This is a genomic window from Clostridium lapidicellarium (assembly GCF_041224415.1).
GTDB lineage: Bacteria > Bacillota > Clostridia > Clostridiales > Clostridiaceae > Clostridium_B > Clostridium_B lapidicellarium.
On record NZ_JBGFFE010000010.1, the window covers coordinates 1 to 20,538 of the forward strand.

A 20,538-nucleotide genomic window follows, 5' to 3' on the forward strand; every position below is an offset into this window, starting at 1 on the left:
TCCCATCATCAATTCATTTTTATCAGTGAGTTTCGCAATTACCTAATATATGCCTTTCATACATTCAAGGCATTATATTTCCTGCAGGACATTGCATCCTCCATTCTGTTTATATCCTTCATAAGTTCCTGAAATACTTTTGGCTTTATGGACTGCTGTCCATCACATTTTGCATTGGCGGGATCATTGTGAACTTCTATCATAAGTCCATCTGCACCTACGGCTACTGCCGCCTTGGCAAGAGGCTCCACCATCCACCAAATTCCAGCTGCATGGCTTGGATCTACTATTACCGGAAGGTGGCTCAATTTTTTTATAACCGGCACAGCACTTAAATCCAGTGTATTCCTCGTATAGGTCTCAAAAGTCCTTATTCCCCTCTCACAGAGTATTACATTTTCATTTCCACCTGACATTATATATTCAGCAGACATAAGCAATTCCTCAATAGTAGCTGAAATTCCCCTTTTCAATAAAATGGGCTTTTTAGTCTTCCCAAGCTGCCTCAAGAGATCAAAATTCTGCATATTTCTTGCACCAACCTGTATTATATCTACATCTTCCACAAATTTATCTATCAGATCTGTAGACATAATTTCCGTAACAATTGGAAGTCCCGTCTCCTTTCTGGCTATTTTTAAAAGTTCAAGTCCTCTTTCCTTGAGACCTTGAAAACTGTAAGGTGAAGTCCTGGGCTTAAAAGCACCTCCTCTTAAAAATTTGGCTCCGCTTCTCTTCACATCTTTTGCAATGCCTACAATCTGCTCCTCGCTTTCAACGGAACAGGGGCCTGCTATTACAGCCAATCTGCCTCCTCCTATGGAATTTTCCCCCACTTTCACAACAGTATCATCAGGGTGAAACATCCTGTTGGAAAGCTTATACGGCTGCTGTACTTTTTTTACATCCTCCACAAACTCATCTGCCCTGATCTTGCCTGCGTCAACCCCTGTTGTATCACCTATAAGACCCAGCACACAATATTCCTTCCCCTGTATTACATTTACAGATACGTTATTTTCTCTTTCGATTTTTTGCTTCAGCCTCATTATTTCATTCAACGGCGACTTTGGCTTCATAATTACTATCATATATAAAATCCCTCCTTGAAATAAAAAAGCAAGGCTCCTTAATGAGCCTTGCCTAAAATTAACCAATTGCATTTTATTCTAGCATGAAGTATGTAAAACTTCCATCACCACATACAACTATATCCACTCATTAGGAAAGATCTAAATATTTTTGAAAGCAAAAATAACCAGCGCTAAAATAAAAATAGCCCCAGCTAAAGGTAAAGTAAAAGTAATTTTTATTTTCTGCTTTCATTTCTTTCCCAATGACATCTTTCATTTCAACTTTACCTCCACATAAAATAAATTATAATCTAAATCTATTGTTTCTAATTATAGCAGGTTCTCTCTTTATGTCAACAAGGAATTTTAAATTTATGGAATTATATGGAATTATGCCGAAATATATAGTATAATTAACCTAAATTATTTCCAATTCTCTACGATAATATATTGATTTGAAATTTCAGGTTAATCTATAACCTCAGGAGGACACAGTATGAACAGGTACAAGAAACTAGTCTTTGCTTTTTTTGTCTCTGCAGCTCTTATGAACAGTAGAAATATGATAAATACCGTACACGCAGATAGTATTTTACCAAATATTCAAAGCAGTGCCTACACTGCAGTTGGAAACATATTTGCCAAATGCGGATACAGGGGACAGTGCACTTGGTTTACATACGGTAGAGTTCTTGAAAAGCTCGGAATTGCACTACCTTCAGAATTCTACGGAAATGCAGTGGAATGGTGGTATGCCAATGCAAGAGACAATGTATACCCCTACGGTTATGAGCCCAGGGCAAATTCTATAGTAGTGTGGGGCGGCGGACCTATCGGCTACGGACATGTAGGTTTCGTAGAAAAAGTAGAAGGCGATACCGTATATTTTAATGAAGGTAATTTCAGCATAAGAGGAAATTACGATGGAAACGTGAAAACCCTTTCAAAAGAGGCCATAAAAAACCGCGGCAATTTATATCTAAAGGGGTACATATACGTTGGAAATGGGAGACAGTCAGTCCCTGCTTCTTCCCCGGGCAGCGGCCCTGATGAAGATACAGATACCCACAAAACTGGATTTGTAAATATTTCCAGTAATAATTCCTGTTTGAACATAAGAAATGGTGCAGGTACATCTTTTGGAATACTGGGGAGTCTAAAAAAAGGACAATCTATTGAAATAGTCGGTTCCGTCGGAAGCTGGTATAAGATAAAGTTGAATTCATCATATGGTTATGTAGCTTCCACCTACATAAGTACAGATGAAAACAGCAGTACTCCAACCTCCAACTCGAAAACGGGTTATATCAAACTTCAAAACAGCTCTTCCTATTTGAATTTAAGATCAGCACCCCAAGGCCCCATAATAGGATCCCTGTCAAACGGAACACAGGTAACCGTTCTGGGAAGTTCAGGAAGCTGGTGCAAGATCACTGCAGGAAATAAAACCGGTTATATCTATTCCAGCTATATGAGCTTTTCACAGCCAGCACCTGTACCGGCAAATTCCAAAACCGGTACTGTAATTTTGAAAAATAGATCTTCTGTATTGAATTTAAGAAATAATCCATGGACAGGGCGTGTACTCGCAGCTCTTCCCTATGGGAGTAAAGTTACGATTTTAAGTACTGACGGGCGCTGGTACAAAGTACAGGCTGGATCTGTAACAGGTTATGTACATTCTGACTATATAAGGGTGTAAAATTCAAATATCAAAAAAGCCAGCCTGGAAAATACAGACTGGCTTAGACTAGTTAGTATTGAATACCTTTAATATCCTCCAAATTTTTCACTTCCAGATTGTCTATTAATTCATAAGGTGAATTCTGACCCAACAAACTGGAAACATTGCAGAACCATTCAAGTGGTTTAATATACTTTACATCTCTGGATACCAAAAAATAAAAATCCGGATGGGTATTGGATCTGGTCTTATTACTCATAAATAAATTATGTTTCTGTATACCTGTAAGAAAAGGTTCTATTTTAGACTTAGTTTCATATAAAGTACATTTTATGACAAAAGCATCCACTGTTTTATCATAATTCTCAAAATATTTGCAATCCTTCCAGACTGCTATAACTTCCATGATTATCCCCCTTTTAAATCACATACTTGTCAATCATCTGCATTATTTCGTTTCAGATTATTAGTTCTATGAATTCTTTTACCGTTTTCATCAAAGATCTTTTTCATATGTTTCTCTGTAGTAAATACCGTACACATCAGAACAGGTATAAAACCTATCAATGGTACTAAATAACCCTTGCCGTGCAGAAAATAATGACCTATTTCGCCTAAAATAAGAAGAATAATTCCTGCCAACACGTACTGATTAGTAGAATATCTGTTTGCTTCATTCCATGTATCCTGATTTTTCATAGAAATATCAGTGCGATATCCATACCATGAATTGATTTTTTTAGGTCTAACCATTTTGGGTATAACGCCAAAAGCCAAGGTTACCAGGCCAAATACCAGTGAATATATCATATACTCAGCTCCCCTTAAAACTTAATATCCATTACTTTAATAATAAAACAATTCTTTTAAAAAGCCAACCTATTTCCCATTTAATTTGTCTTTCATATTAGATGTAAGTTTATCCAGCAGCTGAGGTTTATCCTTTCCATCATCAGGGAAAACCACATAACTGCATTCAAGGTGATATTCACTGTATTTTTCATCCACAGATCTTATTCTATTATATATTTCATTTATCTTATTCATGATAAAACGCACTCTTCCCCTCTGACATCGGGGTAATACACCTACCAGTGTAGAAAACCCATATTTTTCAAACAAATCCGGTGTTTTAAAAAGAACTCTTAATTTTTCATAGAGAGAGTCCACTAATATCAGATAATTATCTTTTACTTCTATTTTTTCGTCCATTTCCGTAAAATATTTTTTTATCAAGCTGATCATTATAATTGAAAGTTTCGTATGTTCAGCTTTAGCTTTCACAATCTGTCTTGTTATATACTGCTGGAAGTTCAAATATATTATTTCACCTTGTTCATCCTTATTTTTACTGGATTTTATAAGCTTATTAACCCTTTCAATCAGCATTTTATTATTAAAAGGTTTTAATATATATTCTGATGTTCCCTCTTTTATACATTTTATGAATGCATTTCTCGTATTCATTTTTGTAAGTATCATTATTGGAATATTTAGATTTCTAGCTTTTATCTTTCTAATTACTTCAAAACCATCTTCATTGCTAAGTCCAACTTCCAATATTATTAAATTTATTTCATCTTTATTGTCATGAAGTTTATTAAAAAAATCAAAAGAAGTGCCTGCCTCATATACGCCAATTCCCTTTCTCTCCAGAATCTCCTTTACTCTATATCTCATATAAGCCATATCATCCAATACAATAACTTTATCCATAATTATCATCCTATTTTCCATAGTAATATTTTAGACTATTCCTTTCCGCATTTGAAAAATGAAATTTTCAATGTCATATATTTTGTTATCGTCCAATTTAAGACTTACTTTAAAAAAATATACAGTTGAAAACCATGTTTTTTGCTAGGACATCCCACCATCTACAGTTATAATCTGACTTGTCATGTAAGAAGAAGAACCTCCTGCCAAAAAACATACTACTTTTGCAACTTCATCACTATTTCCAAACTTGCCCATGGGAATTTCTTCTTTTAAAATTTCTCTATCTTCAGCTTTTAAACAGGCATTCATCTGTGTATCTATTACACCTGGCGCTACGGCATTTACTCTGATATTAGAAGGTGCCATCTCCTTTCCAAGAGATCTGGTAAAAATATTTATGGCACCTTTTGTGGCAGAATAAATTGATTCACAGGAAGCACCGACATTTCCCCACATGGATGAAATATTTATTATAGATCCGCTTTTTCTTGAAATCATATGCTTTAACACACAATGTGTACAATTCAACATTCCTTTAAAATTGACATCTATTATGGAATCCCACTGTTTTTGCTGCATATCTACAAACAGACCTATATGACATATACCTGCATTATTTACCAGTACATCTATTTTGCCCATTTTGCCTATGGCATCTCTCACTATTTTCTCCGCATCCTCATACAAGCTAACGTCGCCCTGAACTACAATTCCAGTAGAACCAGCTTCTCTTACCATTTCCAGAGTTTTATATGCCCCTTTTTCATCTCTATTATAATTTATTACCACAGCGGCACCACATTTTGCAATATTTACAGCAATACTTCTCCCTATACCTCTGGATGCACCAGTAATTACAACAATTTTTCCTCCCAAATCTTCCATATAAATTTCCTCCTTTTAGAATCAAACCTGCATTACTTCAAGAAACATTATACATTAACTCTACATAATGGCAAAATAAAATTATAGTAAATTTGCATATTCTGCACATTTATGCTATTATAATTATAATAAATAATAATTCTCAATTAATATAATTTATTTGGAGGGATATATATGAATTTAACATTTCAGGGAAAAAGCGTAAGACTCTCTGGCAGTCCTCTTAAAGTTGGCGATGCTGTGCCAAATTTTACTGTTATAAACAATGCAATGGATACAGTTTCTTTAAAAGACACAAACGGTGTTAGAATATTTTTAACAGTACCTTCTATAGACACACCGGTTTGTGATCTGGAGACCAGAACTTTTAACGAAAAAACATCAGAAATTCCAGGCGTGACTGTATATACAGTATCCATGGATCTGCCCTTCGCCCAGAGCCGCTGGTGTGCAGCTAATGGAATAAAAAATGTAATTACAGTATCGGATTTTAAAGATAGGACATTTGGTAAAAATTTTGGAACATACATGGAGGATTTAGGTCTGTTGGCCAGAACTGCCTTTGTAGTTAACAGCACAAACAAAATCACCTATGTAGAATATGTACCTGAAGTTACAAATCAGCCAAACTTCGATGCCATATTAAATGCCGCTAAAAAAGCAAAATAAAGTGAATATACAGTACAAAAGATTCCTGGATCCCAAAGGTTCAAGAATCTTTTTTTTAACTTAATCTGAACTATATAAATATCATGAATATTGGAATAACAACTATACAAGCAAGTGTAGTGATAACAGTCACAATGCTGGCATATTTGTAATCTGCACCATAACCTTTTGCTACAATACTTGTATTGGTCATTGCAGGCATAATGGATTGGATAATAAATACTTTCCCCATCAGCGGCGGTACATGGATAAAATGAAGCAGCAGCATAACCAAAACAGGTGAAAGAGCAAATCGGGCAGCAAGCAAAATCAACAGTTCCCTATCAAATTTCAGTTCGGAAAATTTAACCGAACTCAGTACCAATCCAATGAAGATTAAAGCAAAAGGTGTCGTTGGAAATCCCAGATAGTTTAAAGTATCCATTACAAAATTCGGCAGATTTATTTTTAGGATGATTAGCAGAATCCCAACCATAAACCCCAGCAATGCAGGTGTTAGGATTTTTTTGGCTGTCGCTTTTGAAAAAAAAGAAACATTCTTGGCTAAATTTCCATCACGACTGATTTCATAATTTCCGATTGTCCAAAAATATGTTGTATTAACTATATAATAAATCAATACATAGGGTACACTTTTTTGTCCAAACAATTCCAAGTTAATTGGAAGTCCAACAAAAAATGTATTAGAGCAAAAAAATATAGATCTAAAGATTCCTTTATGTCTCCTTGGAACTTTGAGCAAATTGCTGATTAAAACAGACAGTATATACATGCTTCCCATGGAGATAAGTGGAACTAAAATTCCACTTATCAGAGAAAAAAACTTACTGCGGTCAAAATTGCCAACTAGATTCCAAATCATATAACAGGGAAGTGCAATATTCAGCAAATATTTAGTTATCGCACTTCCAAATTTATCATCTATCCACTTTGCACGTGACATAAAATAACCAACCATTATCATTACAATGATCGGAATGATGCTTTCTAAAGATGTAAAAAAAGTAAGTAGCATATTATAAACTCCAGATTCTCAAAATAATTTTATATTAAAATATCAACGTCTATTTTACTCTAAATACACACAACATTCAATTTATAATAAAGTTAATCTTAAGGTAAAATTATCACAACATCAATTTGAATTATAATAAAAAACATGTTATAATCACTTTAATAATTTAACAGGCTGGATGAAGCTGGCGGAATATATCCATAGACCGTTAGCTGACAAGCCTCTGGAGAGACTCGTAAAGAGCGCCGAAGGGGAAAACTGTCTACAGTGAAACTCTCAGGTAAAGAGGACAGAGGATTTTATCCAAAATAGTAAATTTCTAATTATTTGCTGTTTTAATTCCTTGTTTACCAGAGATTAAATTTAATTTAATCTCTTTTTTGTTTCTTAAATAATTATCAATATTGAAGGGAGATGAATTCAACAGATGAAGGCATTCATAACTGTAATCGGAAAAGACAAAGTTGGTATTATCTACAAAATAACTTCTGTGTTGTTTGAAAACAATATAAATATTCTAGACATCAATCAAACTCTGATAGAAAATTATTTTACCATGATAATGCTGGTAGATTTAAGCAAAATGAAAACAGATTTTACAAGCATAAAAAATATACTTGAAAATAAGGCAAGAGAAATGGGTGTTGATATCAAGATTCAAAGAGAAGACATATTTACTTCTATGCAAGAAATCTAAACTGGAGTGTGAACAATATGATAAATACCAAAAACATAATGGAAACAATAAATATGATAGATAAGGAAAATCTCGATATAAGGACAATCACAATGGGCATATCCCTCATGGATTGTATAGACAGCGACGGGAAGAAAGCCAGAATAAAAATATACGACAAAATAACCAGATGTGCTGAAAACCTGGTTAAAACTGCGGAACAAATCGAAACGGAATATGGAATACCAATAATACATAAAAGAGTATCCGTATCCCCCATTTCACTTGTGGCTCAATCAACCTCCGACAAAGACTATGTAAAATTTGCACAGACTCTAGACAAAACTACAAAAACCCTCGGTATAGATTTTATCGGAGGATTCACAACACTTGTCCATAAGGGTTATTCAAAGGGAGATAGAATACTCATAGAATCCATACCTGAAGCACTGGCATCCACCAATAAGGTCTGCTCTTCGGTGAATGTTGCAACTACAAAAGCCGGAATAAATATGGATGCAGTAAAGGATATGGGGAGGATAGTGAAAAAAACTGCTTATCTCACCAGAGAAGACGACAGCATAGGATGCGCCAAATTGGTGGTATTTTCAAATGCTGTAGAAGACAATCCTTTTATGGCTGGGGCATTTCATGGAATTGGAGAAGCTGATACCATAATAAATGTAGGCGTAAGTGGTCCCGGCGTGGTAAAATCTGCATTGGAGAAAGTAAAGGGGGAAAATTTCGGCACAGTAACTGAAACTATAAAAAAAACTGCTTTTAAAATAACCAGAATGGGACAATTAGTGGCTGATGAGGCTTCAAAAAGATTGAAAGTACCCTTTGGAATAGTTGACCTGTCATTGGCACCTACACCTGCAGTAGGAGACAGTGTAGCGAGAATTCTCGAAGAAATGGGATTGGAAAGCTGTGGATGTCCAGGTACAACGGCAGCACTTGCACTTTTAAACGACTCAGTTAAAAAAGGTGGTATAATGGCTGCATCACAAGTTGGAGGTCTAAGCGGTGCTTTCATACCGGTAAGTGAAGATGAGGGAATGATAAATGCAGTAAATGCAGGTTCTCTCAATTTGGAAAAGCTGGAGGCCATGACATGTGTATGTTCCGTTGGACTTGACATGATAGGCATACCGGGAAATACACCGGAATCAACCATATCTGCCATAATTGCAGATGAAGCTGCCATAGGAATGATAAACTGTAAAACAACTGCAACAAGGTTAATACCAGTTTATAATAAATCCGTAGGAGAAGAGGCAAATTTTGGTGGTCTCCTTGGAAAAGCTCCCATAATGCCTGTAAGCAAATTTTCCAGTAAACTTTTTATAAATAGGGGCGGCAGAATTCCGGCACCAATTCACAGCTTTAAAAACTAAAATGCCTAATTTGGCCTCAAACATATTTAGAATTATAAAATTAATACGATAAATTGTTATATTACTATATATTTCTAAATCAACAATATATGAGGTGAAACAATATGGCATGGGAAAAGAAACTTATTCCAGTTACCGAACTAAAGCCTGGAATGATGTCTTCAGAAGATGTAATTTTTGAAGATAAAATGTTATTGTCAAAAAATAATATCGTTACAAAACCTACTATAGATAAATTGAAACAAAATTACCTTGTGGATAAAATAGAAGTTTATGTAAAAAATGATTCTGATAGTCCATTAATTATTAAAACAAATACAATACAAAAAATAGAAAATGATTTTAACGAATTTTCTCTAAGTTTAAAACGTATATTCAACAACATATCTAAATTAAAAGTTCCTGAAATGAATGAAATAAGGATTTTTTCAAAAAAAATACAGGAGGAATTTAAGTCCACGGGAATAGTTATCAGAAATATTGTGTTTTACGGCAGTGGAAATGACACCATATACAGACACAGTATAAATGTATCTGCTATAAGTTTCATATTGGGAAAATGGTTGAATTTCAGCCAGCGAGAATTAAATTTATTGACCTATTCAGCAATATTGCATGACTTTGGCAAAACCAAAATCAGCAAAGATATAATAAACAAAACCGGTGCTCTCACTCCAAAAGAATATAAAATTTTTAAAAATCACCCTATTATAGGTTATAAATTCATAAAAAGCATTCCATACTTAGATCCCTCTGTAGGCTACGGGGTACTGATGCACCACGAGAAAATCGATGGATCTGGATATCCATTAGGTATAACTGGAGATAAAATACATGCATTTGCTAAAATAATAGCCATTGCAGATTTATTTGATGCTGTGAACTCTTCAAAATATCATAAAAAAGTAAGGGGTCCTTTTGAAGCCCTGAGGATAATTCAGGAACAGAGCTTGGAAAAACTTGATTGTAAATACTGCAGTGTATTTTTAAATCACATAATAAATTATTTCATGGGAGAAAATGTGCTATTAAACAACGGGAAAAAATGCAAGGTAATTCAAGTCCAGATAAATGATCTTACAAATCCGCTGCTCCTAAGCGAAGATAATTTCCTGGATTTAAGAAAAGAAAAAGATCTGTATGTGGAAAAGTTGATCATATGATCAACTTTTCCCCTTTTTTAAAGTCAAATCTTAAATTTTTGAATGATTACATTGAGCTTTTGAGCTGAATCCGACTGCTCTCTAGCAGTTTTATCAACTTGTATCATTTCCTGTGCGGCATCACTTATAATATCCTGAATTTGGTTGGTGCTTTCAGAAGACTTCTGTGCAATACCGGCCATGCCGCTTACCGCTTTAGTAACTTCATTTGTTGTGTTTTTAATATCTTCCGTCATAGAGGTCAGATGACTTAGAGAATCGGATGTAAATTGGGAATCCTTGTAATATCTTTCTCCTGTACTCATATAATTATCAAGCTGCAAATTCACATTTTCATCAATAAATCTTAAAGTCTGATGACTGGCGTCAGAGAGATTTTTAAAAGCTTCTTGAACTTTTTCCACTACATCTTGAATAGTAGAAACAGTTTCTGAAGACTGTTCGGCCAACTTCCTAACTTCTTCCGCAACCACTGCAAATCCCTTTCCATGCTCTCCTGCTCTCGCAGCTTCAATGGCCGCATTTAACGCCAAAAGATTGGTCTGTTCTGCAATATTCGCTATTATATCTGCCATTTCCTTTATCTTTGAAACTACTTTTCCATCCTCTATGGCTTTAAGTATATTCTTCTCTTCATCTTTATAAATGGATTTGCATTCTTCTATAGCCTCTTGGGCACTTTTTTGGACAGAAAGGGCATTTTCTTTGGAATTGTTTGCATTTTCATTCACATTCATAGCTTGATTGGATAACTGATTTATATTCGAATCTATCTCTTCCACTGATGCAGTGACTTCCTGGGCTGAGGCCGTTGTTTCCTGCGAACCGTTTACTATGTCGCTTATGGATTCATTTATATTCTGAAATTTGGATGTCATTTCCTGAACTGTAGCAGAGAGCTCCTGACTGGAAGCACTCATATTTTCAGAATTTTCAACTATGGTTTTAACTAGAGACTTTACATTCTTCTGGGCTGTATTGAGGGAAAGAGCTGTATCTGCAAATTCATCCCTTCTCTTCATATTTATAGGAGTACTAAAATCACATTTAGACAACCTTCTGGCAAACTGTTGTATCTGTGCCAGAGGTCCTGTAGCATATTTCGCAACAGCTATACCGCATATAACAGCTACTGCTATCATAACCAGCAAAACAATGACAGCTGTAGTCAAATTATAATTTAATGCCTGGGCATAATCGCTTTTAGGGCTGACGGCCACAACTGTCCACCCTGTTTCCTTCGATCTATTAAATCCAGCTATTTTCGATTCCTTTCCCCGTCCGTACTTTATATTGCCCTGTTTTTCACCTAAGACGGACTGTCCGGAAGGAATTTCTGATTTTATATTTTTCATTATCTTGCTCCTGTCAGAATCTGCAATGATTGTACCTTCCCGTGAAATCAAAATGGCGTACCCGCTTTTCCCCACCTTAGTGGCAGTCAATCTATTCCTCAATGTGGACAAATCAACATCAAAAGCCACGGCACCCTTTCTTCCGTCATCAAGGTGTACTGCTTTGGCAAGAGTTATTACGATTTTACCTGTAAGAGCATCTTTATATGGTCCGCTGACATATATGCCGCCATTGGAAGCCAAAGCCTTCTTGTACCATTCTCTTGATGTCGGATCAAAATTTTCAGGTATTTTTACAGATTCGGGATACACTGTCATCTGCTTTGATTCATCACCCAGATAAGATTGTAATATGTCATTATTGCTTCGTGTTATACTTCCCAATGCATTCAATAGACTTTCCCTGTTCTGGGAAAGTACATCTCTATTGAATGATAACGATTCCAAATCATGTTTCAAAGAAAGGTTATGCAAATCTATGTAGGAAACTTTTTCATTTGCAACCTGGCGAGTCAATTCCCCTGCATTATCATTTATGATCTTAGATGCTATGGAAAAGGAAAAAACCGATACTATGACTACTGGTACTACAACTAGCAATATCAACAGTCCAATTAATTTATGATGTAGTGACATTTTATTTATCAAAATTTTACCCCCCCGCAGTTTATTTAATTATATACTAGCATATTTACTCTAATCTTGCCATTAGAAACATTATTTTTATGCCAAGTCCAACAAATTTTTCCTCATATTCTGTCATTATATTTTCATGAAAATCACTGTTGTGAAGATCATAAGTCAAATATTCTATTTTATAACCGCTTTCTGCAAAATAATCCTGGGATTCTTTAAAAAGATCGATGTCATCCGTTTTAAACCATATCAGGCTTCCCGTCTTTAAGAAATTCCTGTATTTATTTAAAAATACAGTATGGGTCAATCTCCTCTTTTTCTGTCTTCTCTTAGGCCAGGGATTGCAAAAATTTATATATATCCTATCAATTTCCCCATTATCGAAAATTTCTTCGATTTTCATTATATTCATGGGTATTATCCGCACATTTTCCATTTCATTTTCCTTTACTTTTCTCAACGCATATACCAGGACTTCATCCTTCAAATCAATCCCTATATAATTTATATCTATATTGTCAGCTGCATGAGTGCATAGAAACTTTCCCCTTCCGCACCCCAGCTCCAAATATATTTTATTATTATTTCCGAATTCATTCTTCCACTTTCCCCTGTATTTTTGGGGTTCTGTTATAACAATAGGGCTAGCTTCGAGTTCAGGTCTGGCCCACCATTTTTTTCTAAGTCTCATATTGTAAGATTCCCTTCCCATATCTGCAGTTCACACATTCGTACACAAAATACGAAATTTTTTTACAAAATACGATAATTTTAGATAAATTAATTATATAATAGAATTAAAAACAGCCTGTATTAAAATTCAAGGTGGTAAATCATGAAATATTTAAAGCGTTTAAAGTTACCAAAAAAAATTACAGCAATTATAATAATTGCCATTTTAGTTATCGGCATGCCGATTCATTTTGTATTAAAATCATATTTTAATACAAGTTTGTTTTCACAGGCAGGAAAATTAATAGACAAGATAACTTTAGAAATCTATAAAAAAAATTCTCCAAACGTGTACCTGCCGGAATATTTAAAATACCAGAATATAGACAAGAATAAATTAAAAGCCTACTTAGCTACAAAGAATTCGCTGTTATGCAGGGATCCCTATTTCTCTACAATAATCAAAACCTCAAAGAAATTCAACTTAAATCCAGTTTTGATGTTTGCCATAACAGGACAAGAACAAAATTTCGTACCTGCAGACACACAAGATGCACCTAAAATAGCCAATAACCCCTTCAATGTACACCACAGCTGGAGGGAATACAATACAAACATAAAAGATTCCTCGAGGATAGCTGCCAAAACCATTATAAATTTATCTGCAAACAGACCTAAAGAAAACAATCCTTTTATCTGGATAGGCAGCAAATATGCCGAAGACAAAAACTGGGGAAATGGTGTTCAATCCATATTTGAAGAAATAAATAATTACTACAGAACCCACAGCAATTGACATTCATTTTATATAATGCCGCTGGCTATTTTAATAAAGGCCTTATATATGGCGAATGATGGGATACCCACTACATATTTGGCTACCGGAGTAGCCACAAACAACAGCAATATTATAATTTGATATCTGTATATACTATCCGATATCCTGTAAAATAAAGACGGAAAAATATCCCTCAGTATATGAAATCCGTCTAAACCCGGTATTGGTATCAGGTTAAATACAAATAACATACAATTTATATTTACAATATATAGTATAATTTTAATCACCAAATTAAAAATTGAAGAAGACTCTGTAATCATACCGCCCCATTTATATACCAGTACTACCAGCACGGCAGCAGCAAATGCCACTGCCAAATTTGCCAATGGACCTGCAGCAGATACCTTTAGATCATCCCTGCTCCCATTTTTGAAGGCACCGGGGTTGATTTCCACGGGTTTAGCCCAGCCAAATCCCACCAGCAGTATCATTATAAACCCTATAATATCCACATGAACAAATGGATTTAAAGTAAGTCTTCCCTGAAATTTTGGAGTCTTATCCCCTAATTTATCCGCCACAACCGCATGTGCAAATTCATGAAATGCAAATCCAATTAATATAGCAGGTATTACGAGTATTTTCCCTAATATAGTTTCAGTCAAATATTTCATTCCTTCCTCTTGATTTTTAATTTAATGGCAATTTCTCCAATCGACCATTGCTTATGGATGCAATTCCACCTTCAAACATCTGTACGAAATTTCCCTTATATGTATATTGCTTTCCCGTTGCCGCGTCGGTAACAACTCCCTTTAGGTTATTATTTATGTATAATTTTCCCGAGGGCATCAAAAATATATCATTTCTATTCACAGGTTGACTTAAATTGACATTTTGATAACCATTTTCACCTGCATTTAAACTTCCATAATAAATATTTGATATTTTTCCGTCATTTTCATCTCCTATATATATTTTATCATTTTCATCCACTCCTATCCATCTAGGATTTTGAACTCCCTTAATGTCAATGGGATTTTGTCTTCCCGTAACATATATGTTGTGATATATGCTGTCCTCATATATTAATTTGTCATCAAGATATAAAATTCCCATCTTGTCTATCATGTATGATTTTGTATACACCTTCTGCATTTCCTTCATTATATTTATTCTGTATATACTGGTTCGCCGGCCTCTATTTTGAATCTTTACATATATTACATTTGTAAAAGGCGACTCCTGTATATCATCAATCTGAGCCTTTTCATCGGGACAGGTCAGTTCCTTGATATTTTCTTTTATATCCTTGTCAACCTCGTAATAAGACAGATTAAATTTTGAACCATCATATTTGGAATCATGTTTCTCTGCAATAAGCATTCTATTTCTATCCTTGAGCCACTTGTAAAAAGATACCTTAACTCCATCTTTAAACTCTACATTTTTTTCGTCGCCGGTCTTTGAATCCACAATTTTCAAAGCGTTTTCCTGATAATAAGCAACATATCTGCCATCAAATGAAACACTGATATTTTTGGCATTCTGCGGTATTTTCACAGTAGTATCTTCCCTCTTGGGTTCACTTTTCAAGACTTTTTTAGCCTTTATCTCTGTTTGAGAAGATAAAAAATAATTATTTATATAAAACAGTCCTGCAAACTGTATTGCCAGTGATATGGACATCCATGCAATAACTCTCTTAAAAACTTTCATCTTACACTCCCCTTTAACAGTTAGTTCCTATGGCTTCACATAAATAGCAGATGGAACAGATCTCTCTCCCAAAGGATCGCAAGTATTGTTTATTACTTCTCCTTCATAGTACATAGTAGTAGAAGAACCTCCATCCAAATTTGTGGCATTTACTGCACCGTATTTAAGCATTATATTTTGAACATCTCTCAGTGAAGCTCCTACACTTTTGGCCTGACGTCCATCTATAACAAGAAAAATCATGGCTCCATCTGTCCTCTGACCTATAGCTGTTCTAGGGGCTATTCCCCATCCGCCATCTCCTGATTTTATGGTTCCTTTACCATTTACTACCAATGCAGGTCCAAAGGATATAGCTTCTGTAACGCCCTTTTGTTTCATGTCATTTAAACTATGATTGCCTACTAAAAGCTGTCCTTTTTTCGTAATTGCCATCACTTCCGATTTTTTATCAGAATTTTCTATATCATTAGAAACAATTTTACCGTTGCTCATAAGTATACCTGTAGGTTTCCCTCCAGTACCGGTCCATTTGCTGCTTCCAGAAGAACTGTCCTTAAAGGCTCCTCCATTTATGGCTGCTACAGCATTATTATTTTTTGCTATTCTGCTGGTAAGCTCTCCTGCAACTCCCAATTTTTTGCTGTATCCCACCTTAACTCTAGAAGGATCATGAATTATCAATACATAACCCTTAAATTTCTTTCTGTCATCACTTATATCCTCTCTTTCTATACTGCTGTCATGTTTATTTTCAAAATTTAAAGTTTTTACACTATTTTGTTCTACACCCGCCGCAGCATTTCCTGCCAGTATTTTTTGTATTTCTTCATCCGACAGAAATAACTTTGCAATGTATTGATGACTCAAAGTGGTCATAGCTGCACCCACCACCGTCCTCTTTACATTTTCAAAAGGACCATGAAATATTAAAAAAGGGGCTGTCATTCCAGTAAATATAAATTCAAAGAGTAAAAAACAAAGCACCAGTTTCCAAACTGATTTCTTTTTTTTATTTGATCTTCTCCTCTTTTTCATATATTGAAACCTTTCCTTTCTAAAAAAAACATAATATAAATTAAACACACATCTTTCAATATTGTACAATAAACGATAAAATTTTTAAATAGAAATAATTATAAATACATAAAAACTTCATAAAATGGCCGGACAAAAAAAAGATATTTGCCACCACAATATATATAAATATGCTTCAGCAAAATATCTTTATATGGTATAATTATTTTCAAATTTTTCTCATTTACAGTCTTTTAGAAGCTTCATAAGCCAGTGGGGATCTTTCACACTCGTCATGTTTTAAAGTAACCTGATAGCAAAGGGGGCTTCCCTTCATTTTCTCAGACGCATAGGATAGTCCATTGGATCTGGAATCTAAAAATGCCTGATCTATTTGTTCCGGATCTCCTATAAGCAGGAGCTTGGTGCCCACACCAACTCTAGTCACTATGGCTTTTACCTGTTTAGGTGTCAGATTTTGAGCTTCATCCACCACAAGCCAGTTTTTCGTAATGGAACGGCCTCTCAAATAGCCCACTGCCTCCGTAGTTATGATTCTCCTGTCAAATAGCTCCCTAACCTTATCTTCCAGCTCCTTTTCATTATTATATCTTTCCTTTTCATTTGAATCCACCAATATTTCAAGATTATCAAGTATAGGTCTCATAAGCGGAAAAATCTTTTCCTGCTCCGTACCCGGTAAAAATCCTATATCCTCATCCATTGTAATATTGGGCCTGCATATTAGCATTTTTCTATATTTTCTATTGTCTTCCTCCATCATATTATGAAGTCCCACTGCCAATGAAAAAAAGGTTTTAGCTGTACCTGCAGGCCCCTTTATTATAACAAGGGGAGCTTTTTCAGCACTTGTAAGGAGAGCCTCCAGCATAAATTTTTGACCCACATTTCTTGGATATATTCCCAGCGGTGAACTGTCTTTAAAATTAAGAGGAACAATTTTCTTTCCGTCAAATCTTCCCAGGGCGGTTTGTTTAGAATATTCAAAACAATGTATTATAACAAATTCATTTATATAGAAAACTGGGGCAAAATACTTTTCAGTTTCCCCATCATAACAGGTAATTTTATCAACCTCTATATATTTTTCTCTATAAAAATTTTCTATATCTTGTTTTGATGCATACACATCCATCCTTCCTGTGTATTGACTTTTATCCTCAGGAACAACTTTTTCATAAAAATCTTCCACGTCTATATCTATAATATCAGCTTTGATTCTTTCAAAAATATCTTTTGTTATAAGGCAAACATCTTCACCTTCTTCTTTAAGTCCTTTACATACCTGTATTATTCTGTTGTCCGGCTTACTTCTGTCCCATGCAGGGGGCAGTTTTACATTATAGTGATTCATTTCAACCCTAAATTCTCCACCAGATGGCAATTGTACTCCTTCATTGATTTTTCCTTTTTTTCTCAAGCCATCTATCAACCTGGCTGCATGTCTTGCATTGGCGCCCAGATCGCCTTTGTCTTTTTTAAACCCATCTAATTCTTCCAATACCACCTCCGGTATAACTACGTCTCCATCACCAAAAGTCAGTATGGCTCCTGGTGAATACAGAATAACATTGGTATCCAAAACATAAGTTTTTTTCAAAGTCATTCCTCCCCTCTATCATTATTATAATATATTCATCTCTACATATAAATGCATTTATTTATTAAATACATTTATATATCCATATATTAGGAAAAGCAAGCATTAAAAACTTTTAATGCTTGCTTTTTTAAGGAGATCTAATAATTTAAACTAATTATCTTTCTATAGTTCTATTTTATACATAAGATATTACAAAATTGTGTCATATATATTAAATAGATGTTTATTTTTTAAATATTTTATAAATAATCTGGTTTTACATATGACATACCCTAAAATTTTACCACATTTTGAGGATTTCCATCCAGCCATTTTATTATGTTATCAAAAGTTATATGAGCTCTCCTGACCATTGCTTCCTTAGTTGCAAATCCTATATGAGGAGTTAGGACAGTATTCGGAGCATGAAGAAGAGGATACGATGTGTCAAGAGGTGGTTCACCGTCAAATACATCTATTCCTGCGCCTCCAATTTTTCCATTTTTAAGTGCCTCTGCCAGAGCATTGTTATCTACGATGGGCCCCCTTGCAGCATTTATCAATACAGCACTGTTTTTCATGAGAGCTATCTTTTCCCTGTTTATAAGGCCTTTCGTCACGCTGCTTTGCGGAAGATGTATTGAAACCACATCACTTTTTGAAAGAAGTTCATCAAGGCTCACATATTTTACACCTATTTTCTTAAGTTCTTCTTTTTCACTCCTATTGTAACCAAGTACGGTACATCCAAAGGCCTTTGCCAATCGGCATACTGCAGAACCTATAGCACCTGTTCCAACCACCCCAAAGGTTTTTCCATTTAACTCAACTTGACTGTATCCGCTTTTCGTATTTCCATCTCTTGTAATGCCATCCAGCGGCACTATGTTTCTAAACACAGCCAGGGCAAGTCCTATAGCAAGTTCAGCTACTGAATTTGTACTGTATCCTGCTGCATTTGAAACCATCACATCTTTATTACACGCACTGAGCTCAACGTGATCAATCCCTGTAAATGCTATGGACATCATTTTAAGCTTATCATCAGCTCGTATCACTTCACCTTTAAGAGGTAAGTTTGCAAGTACAATAATTTCGGAATCCTTTACTCTATTTTTCAGAATCTGAATATCCGAAGTCCTGTCATTATATACTACAAGTTCATGTCCCCTGTCCGTAATCGGTTTCGCAATATCCCTAAGTTCATTTTCTGATAAACCAAGTGGTTCAATAACCGAAATTTTCATAAACATTCCTCCGTTGTATTATGATTATAATATATCTCTATTTTTAATAATAGTACTTAAATTAAATGAATACAAGTCAAATTAATACAAATGAGTTTTCAATTTCTTTGAAAGAGAGGCCAGAAGCCTCCCTCTCTTTACTTGTCCATTTTTTTGCTGATTGCTTTGCTGTATTCATTCAAAATCATGTCTAGTTTTTGACTTTCATCAATTATTTCAGAATCCAGCAAATTTCCATTTTGTCTAATTGTGTCCAATAATTGTGTCCTTAATTTTTCTACTTCTTCCAATATTTTATCAATTTTGGACATAAAAAAACACCTCCTTTCTCACATCAGTATAGAAAAGAAAGCATTTTTTATAAATATAATTTTTCTCATTATTCATTATTTATTGAAATATCAATCAAATATAAATCAATATAAGAAAATAAACATCTGGTAGTTCCCAAATGCTTATTTTCCCCTCTAAACATAATGTTTAGGACAATTACTATTATATATGTAATTTTATTACAAATCAAGTATTAATAGACATATAAATATAATTCTAACAATTAAAAAAGTAAGCACTAAAACAGTACTTACTTTTGTACAAAGAAATATTCACCACTATACTATAATAGGTATTCTCAATTTATTTTCAATTTCATTCCAAAAAGCATTAAAACATGGTTTTTCCTCTATATATTGGAATATGGATTTTATTTCATTTATGGAAGTATAGGCTATATAGGAGGTCTTATCGTTCTTTTCACTCTGGGGAGATTTTAATGCAATATTTGCATCTGTACTCAATATTTCATTAATTTCTCTAATCAGCACTCTATTACCATATATTCTCAGGCGCAGTGCCTTATATTTCGTTTTTTTCCGTTTACTCCTATATCTGGTAGAGTAATCAAACCTGCTGTGCAATTCTATATAAGCTCTCAAAAAATTATCATACTGATTCAATTTAGGTAATTTTCGGATATCCGAATTTCTGTTATTCCAGCCTATGGATTTCAATCTTTCTATGTCAAAATATTTAGTGCTCAAGACATATTGTACATTCTTCTTATCTTTTTGTTTATATATATTATTCCCACAGACTTTTTGTATCTGTTCAAGAAAATATTTATTTTTATTTTTGAAAATAAACCTTCCCCGGGATATATATCCAATTGAAAATATTATTCCTAAAATGTAATCATTCAAATTCATCACCCCCAATAACTCTCTATGT

At 34.4% G+C, this 20,538-nt stretch carries 22 protein-coding genes and 1 riboswitch; of the genes, 6 read left to right on the forward strand and 16 right to left on the reverse strand.

Features of this window, described 5'->3' with window-relative positions; genetic code table 11:
• Window positions 1-56: 56 nt before the first annotated feature.
• Window positions 57-1,091, reverse strand: a complete 1,035-nt coding sequence (gene aroF, locus AB8S09_RS08255; protein ID WP_294180843.1) for a 3-deoxy-7-phosphoheptulonate synthase — start codon at window positions 1,089-1,091, stop codon at window positions 57-59.
• Between the two features lie 130 nt (window positions 1,092-1,221).
• Window positions 1,222-1,350, reverse strand: a complete 129-nt coding sequence (locus AB8S09_RS08260) for a hypothetical protein (protein ID WP_294180844.1) — start codon at window positions 1,348-1,350, stop codon at window positions 1,222-1,224.
• Window positions 1,351-1,569: 219 nt separating this feature from the next.
• Between AB8S09_RS08260 and AB8S09_RS08265 the strand changes: the two genes are divergently transcribed.
• Entirely contained in the window at window positions 1,570-2,775 is a 1,206-nt protein-coding gene (locus AB8S09_RS08265) for an SH3 domain-containing protein (protein WP_294180846.1), read from the forward strand.
• Window positions 2,776-2,827: 52 nt separating this feature from the next.
• Here the strand turns inward: AB8S09_RS08265 and AB8S09_RS08270 are convergent, their stop codons facing one another.
• From AB8S09_RS08270 to ymfI, 4 genes are all read right to left on the reverse strand, one after another.
• A complete protein-coding gene (locus AB8S09_RS08270; RefSeq protein ID WP_294180848.1) occupies window positions 2,828-3,163 on the reverse strand; it encodes a hypothetical protein in 336 nt (111 codons plus the stop codon).
• Between the two features lie 29 nt (window positions 3,164-3,192).
• Window positions 3,193-3,567, reverse strand: a complete 375-nt coding sequence (locus tag AB8S09_RS08275; RefSeq protein WP_294180850.1) for an SdpI family protein — start codon at window positions 3,565-3,567, stop codon at window positions 3,193-3,195.
• 69 nt (window positions 3,568-3,636) lie between these two features.
• Window positions 3,637-4,473 carry a response regulator transcription factor gene (locus AB8S09_RS08280; protein ID WP_294180852.1) on the reverse strand — a complete coding sequence of 279 codons (837 nt, stop codon included), beginning with the start codon at window positions 4,471-4,473 and terminating at the stop codon, window positions 3,637-3,639.
• Between the two features lie 144 nt (window positions 4,474-4,617).
• Window positions 4,618-5,361, reverse strand: coding sequence for an elongation factor P 5-aminopentanone reductase (ymfI, locus tag AB8S09_RS08285; RefSeq protein ID WP_294180854.1), 744 nt, complete (start codon window positions 5,359-5,361; stop codon window positions 4,618-4,620).
• A 174-nt stretch (window positions 5,362-5,535) separates the two neighbouring features.
• Here ymfI and tpx point away from each other — a divergent pair, with 174 nt between their 5' ends.
• Window positions 5,536-6,030: a thiol peroxidase gene (gene tpx, locus AB8S09_RS08290; protein ID WP_294180856.1), complete on the forward strand. Its 495-nt coding sequence runs from the start codon at window positions 5,536-5,538 to the stop codon at window positions 6,028-6,030.
• Between the two features lie 70 nt (window positions 6,031-6,100).
• Here the strand turns inward: tpx and AB8S09_RS08295 are convergent, their stop codons facing one another.
• On the reverse strand, window positions 6,101-7,045 hold the full coding sequence (locus AB8S09_RS08295) for an AEC family transporter (protein WP_294180857.1): 945 nt from the start codon (window positions 7,043-7,045) through the stop codon (window positions 6,101-6,103).
• A gap of 213 nt (window positions 7,046-7,258) precedes the next feature.
• A riboswitch (glycine riboswitch) is annotated at window positions 7,259-7,348 on the forward strand.
• A gap of 124 nt (window positions 7,349-7,472) precedes the next feature.
• Between AB8S09_RS08295 and AB8S09_RS08300 the strand changes: the two genes are divergently transcribed.
• The 3 genes from AB8S09_RS08300 to AB8S09_RS08310 all read left to right on the forward strand — a co-directional run bounded on the left by AB8S09_RS08300 (window position 7,473) and on the right by AB8S09_RS08310 (window position 10,281).
• Entirely contained in the window at window positions 7,473-7,742 is a 270-nt protein-coding gene (locus AB8S09_RS08300) for an ACT domain-containing protein (RefSeq protein ID WP_294180859.1), read from the forward strand.
• 17 nt (window positions 7,743-7,759) lie between these two features.
• Window positions 7,760-9,118 (forward strand): PFL family protein, encoded by a 1,359-nt coding sequence (locus AB8S09_RS08305; protein ID WP_294180861.1) that lies wholly within the window; start codon window positions 7,760-7,762, stop codon window positions 9,116-9,118.
• 104 nt (window positions 9,119-9,222) lie between these two features.
• Window positions 9,223-10,281, forward strand: coding sequence for an HD-GYP domain-containing protein (locus AB8S09_RS08310; protein WP_294180863.1), 1,059 nt, complete (start codon window positions 9,223-9,225; stop codon window positions 10,279-10,281).
• Between the two features lie 23 nt (window positions 10,282-10,304).
• On the opposite strand, the gene AB8S09_RS08315 is transcribed toward AB8S09_RS08310, so the two are convergent.
• Both AB8S09_RS08315 and trmB read right to left on the reverse strand, forming a co-directional pair.
• Window positions 10,305-12,284 (reverse strand): methyl-accepting chemotaxis protein, encoded by a 1,980-nt coding sequence (locus AB8S09_RS08315; protein WP_294180866.1) that lies wholly within the window; start codon window positions 12,282-12,284, stop codon window positions 10,305-10,307.
• A 43-nt stretch (window positions 12,285-12,327) separates the two neighbouring features.
• The gene (gene trmB, locus AB8S09_RS08320) at window positions 12,328-12,963 is read right to left on the reverse strand and encodes a tRNA (guanosine(46)-N7)-methyltransferase TrmB (protein ID WP_294180869.1); all 636 of its coding nucleotides are present in this window, start codon (window positions 12,961-12,963) and stop codon (window positions 12,328-12,330) included.
• Between the two features lie 144 nt (window positions 12,964-13,107).
• On the opposite strand from trmB, the gene AB8S09_RS08325 reads away from it, so the two are divergent.
• Complete coding sequence (locus tag AB8S09_RS08325) at window positions 13,108-13,740, forward strand: hypothetical protein (protein ID WP_294180870.1); 633 nt, start codon at window positions 13,108-13,110, stop codon at window positions 13,738-13,740.
• Between the two features lie 8 nt (window positions 13,741-13,748).
• Here AB8S09_RS08325 and AB8S09_RS08330 read toward each other — a convergent pair whose 3' ends face one another.
• From AB8S09_RS08330 to AB8S09_RS08360, 7 genes are all read right to left on the reverse strand, one after another.
• Complete coding sequence (locus AB8S09_RS08330; protein WP_294180871.1) at window positions 13,749-14,399, reverse strand: site-2 protease family protein; 651 nt, start codon at window positions 14,397-14,399, stop codon at window positions 13,749-13,751.
• A 16-nt stretch (window positions 14,400-14,415) separates the two neighbouring features.
• Window positions 14,416-15,444: a hypothetical protein gene (locus AB8S09_RS08335; protein ID WP_294180872.1), complete on the reverse strand. Its 1,029-nt coding sequence runs from the start codon at window positions 15,442-15,444 to the stop codon at window positions 14,416-14,418.
• Window positions 15,445-15,471: 27 nt separating this feature from the next.
• Window positions 15,472-16,482: a phosphodiester glycosidase family protein gene (locus AB8S09_RS08340; RefSeq protein ID WP_369868912.1), complete on the reverse strand. Its 1,011-nt coding sequence runs from the start codon at window positions 16,480-16,482 to the stop codon at window positions 15,472-15,474.
• Between the two features lie 223 nt (window positions 16,483-16,705).
• Entirely contained in the window at window positions 16,706-18,082 is a 1,377-nt protein-coding gene (locus AB8S09_RS08345) for a PhoH family protein (RefSeq protein WP_294180876.1), read from the reverse strand.
• Between the two features lie 275 nt (window positions 18,083-18,357).
• Complete coding sequence (locus AB8S09_RS08350) at window positions 18,358-19,311, reverse strand: 2-hydroxyacid dehydrogenase (RefSeq protein ID WP_294180878.1); 954 nt, start codon at window positions 19,309-19,311, stop codon at window positions 18,358-18,360.
• 137 nt (window positions 19,312-19,448) lie between these two features.
• On the reverse strand, window positions 19,449-19,622 hold the full coding sequence (locus AB8S09_RS08355) for an aspartyl-phosphate phosphatase Spo0E family protein (protein WP_294180880.1): 174 nt from the start codon (window positions 19,620-19,622) through the stop codon (window positions 19,449-19,451).
• Window positions 19,623-19,922: 300 nt separating this feature from the next.
• Window positions 19,923-20,510, reverse strand: a complete 588-nt coding sequence (locus AB8S09_RS08360) for a hypothetical protein (RefSeq protein WP_369868913.1) — start codon at window positions 20,508-20,510, stop codon at window positions 19,923-19,925.
• Window positions 20,511-20,538 lie beyond the last annotated feature (28 nt).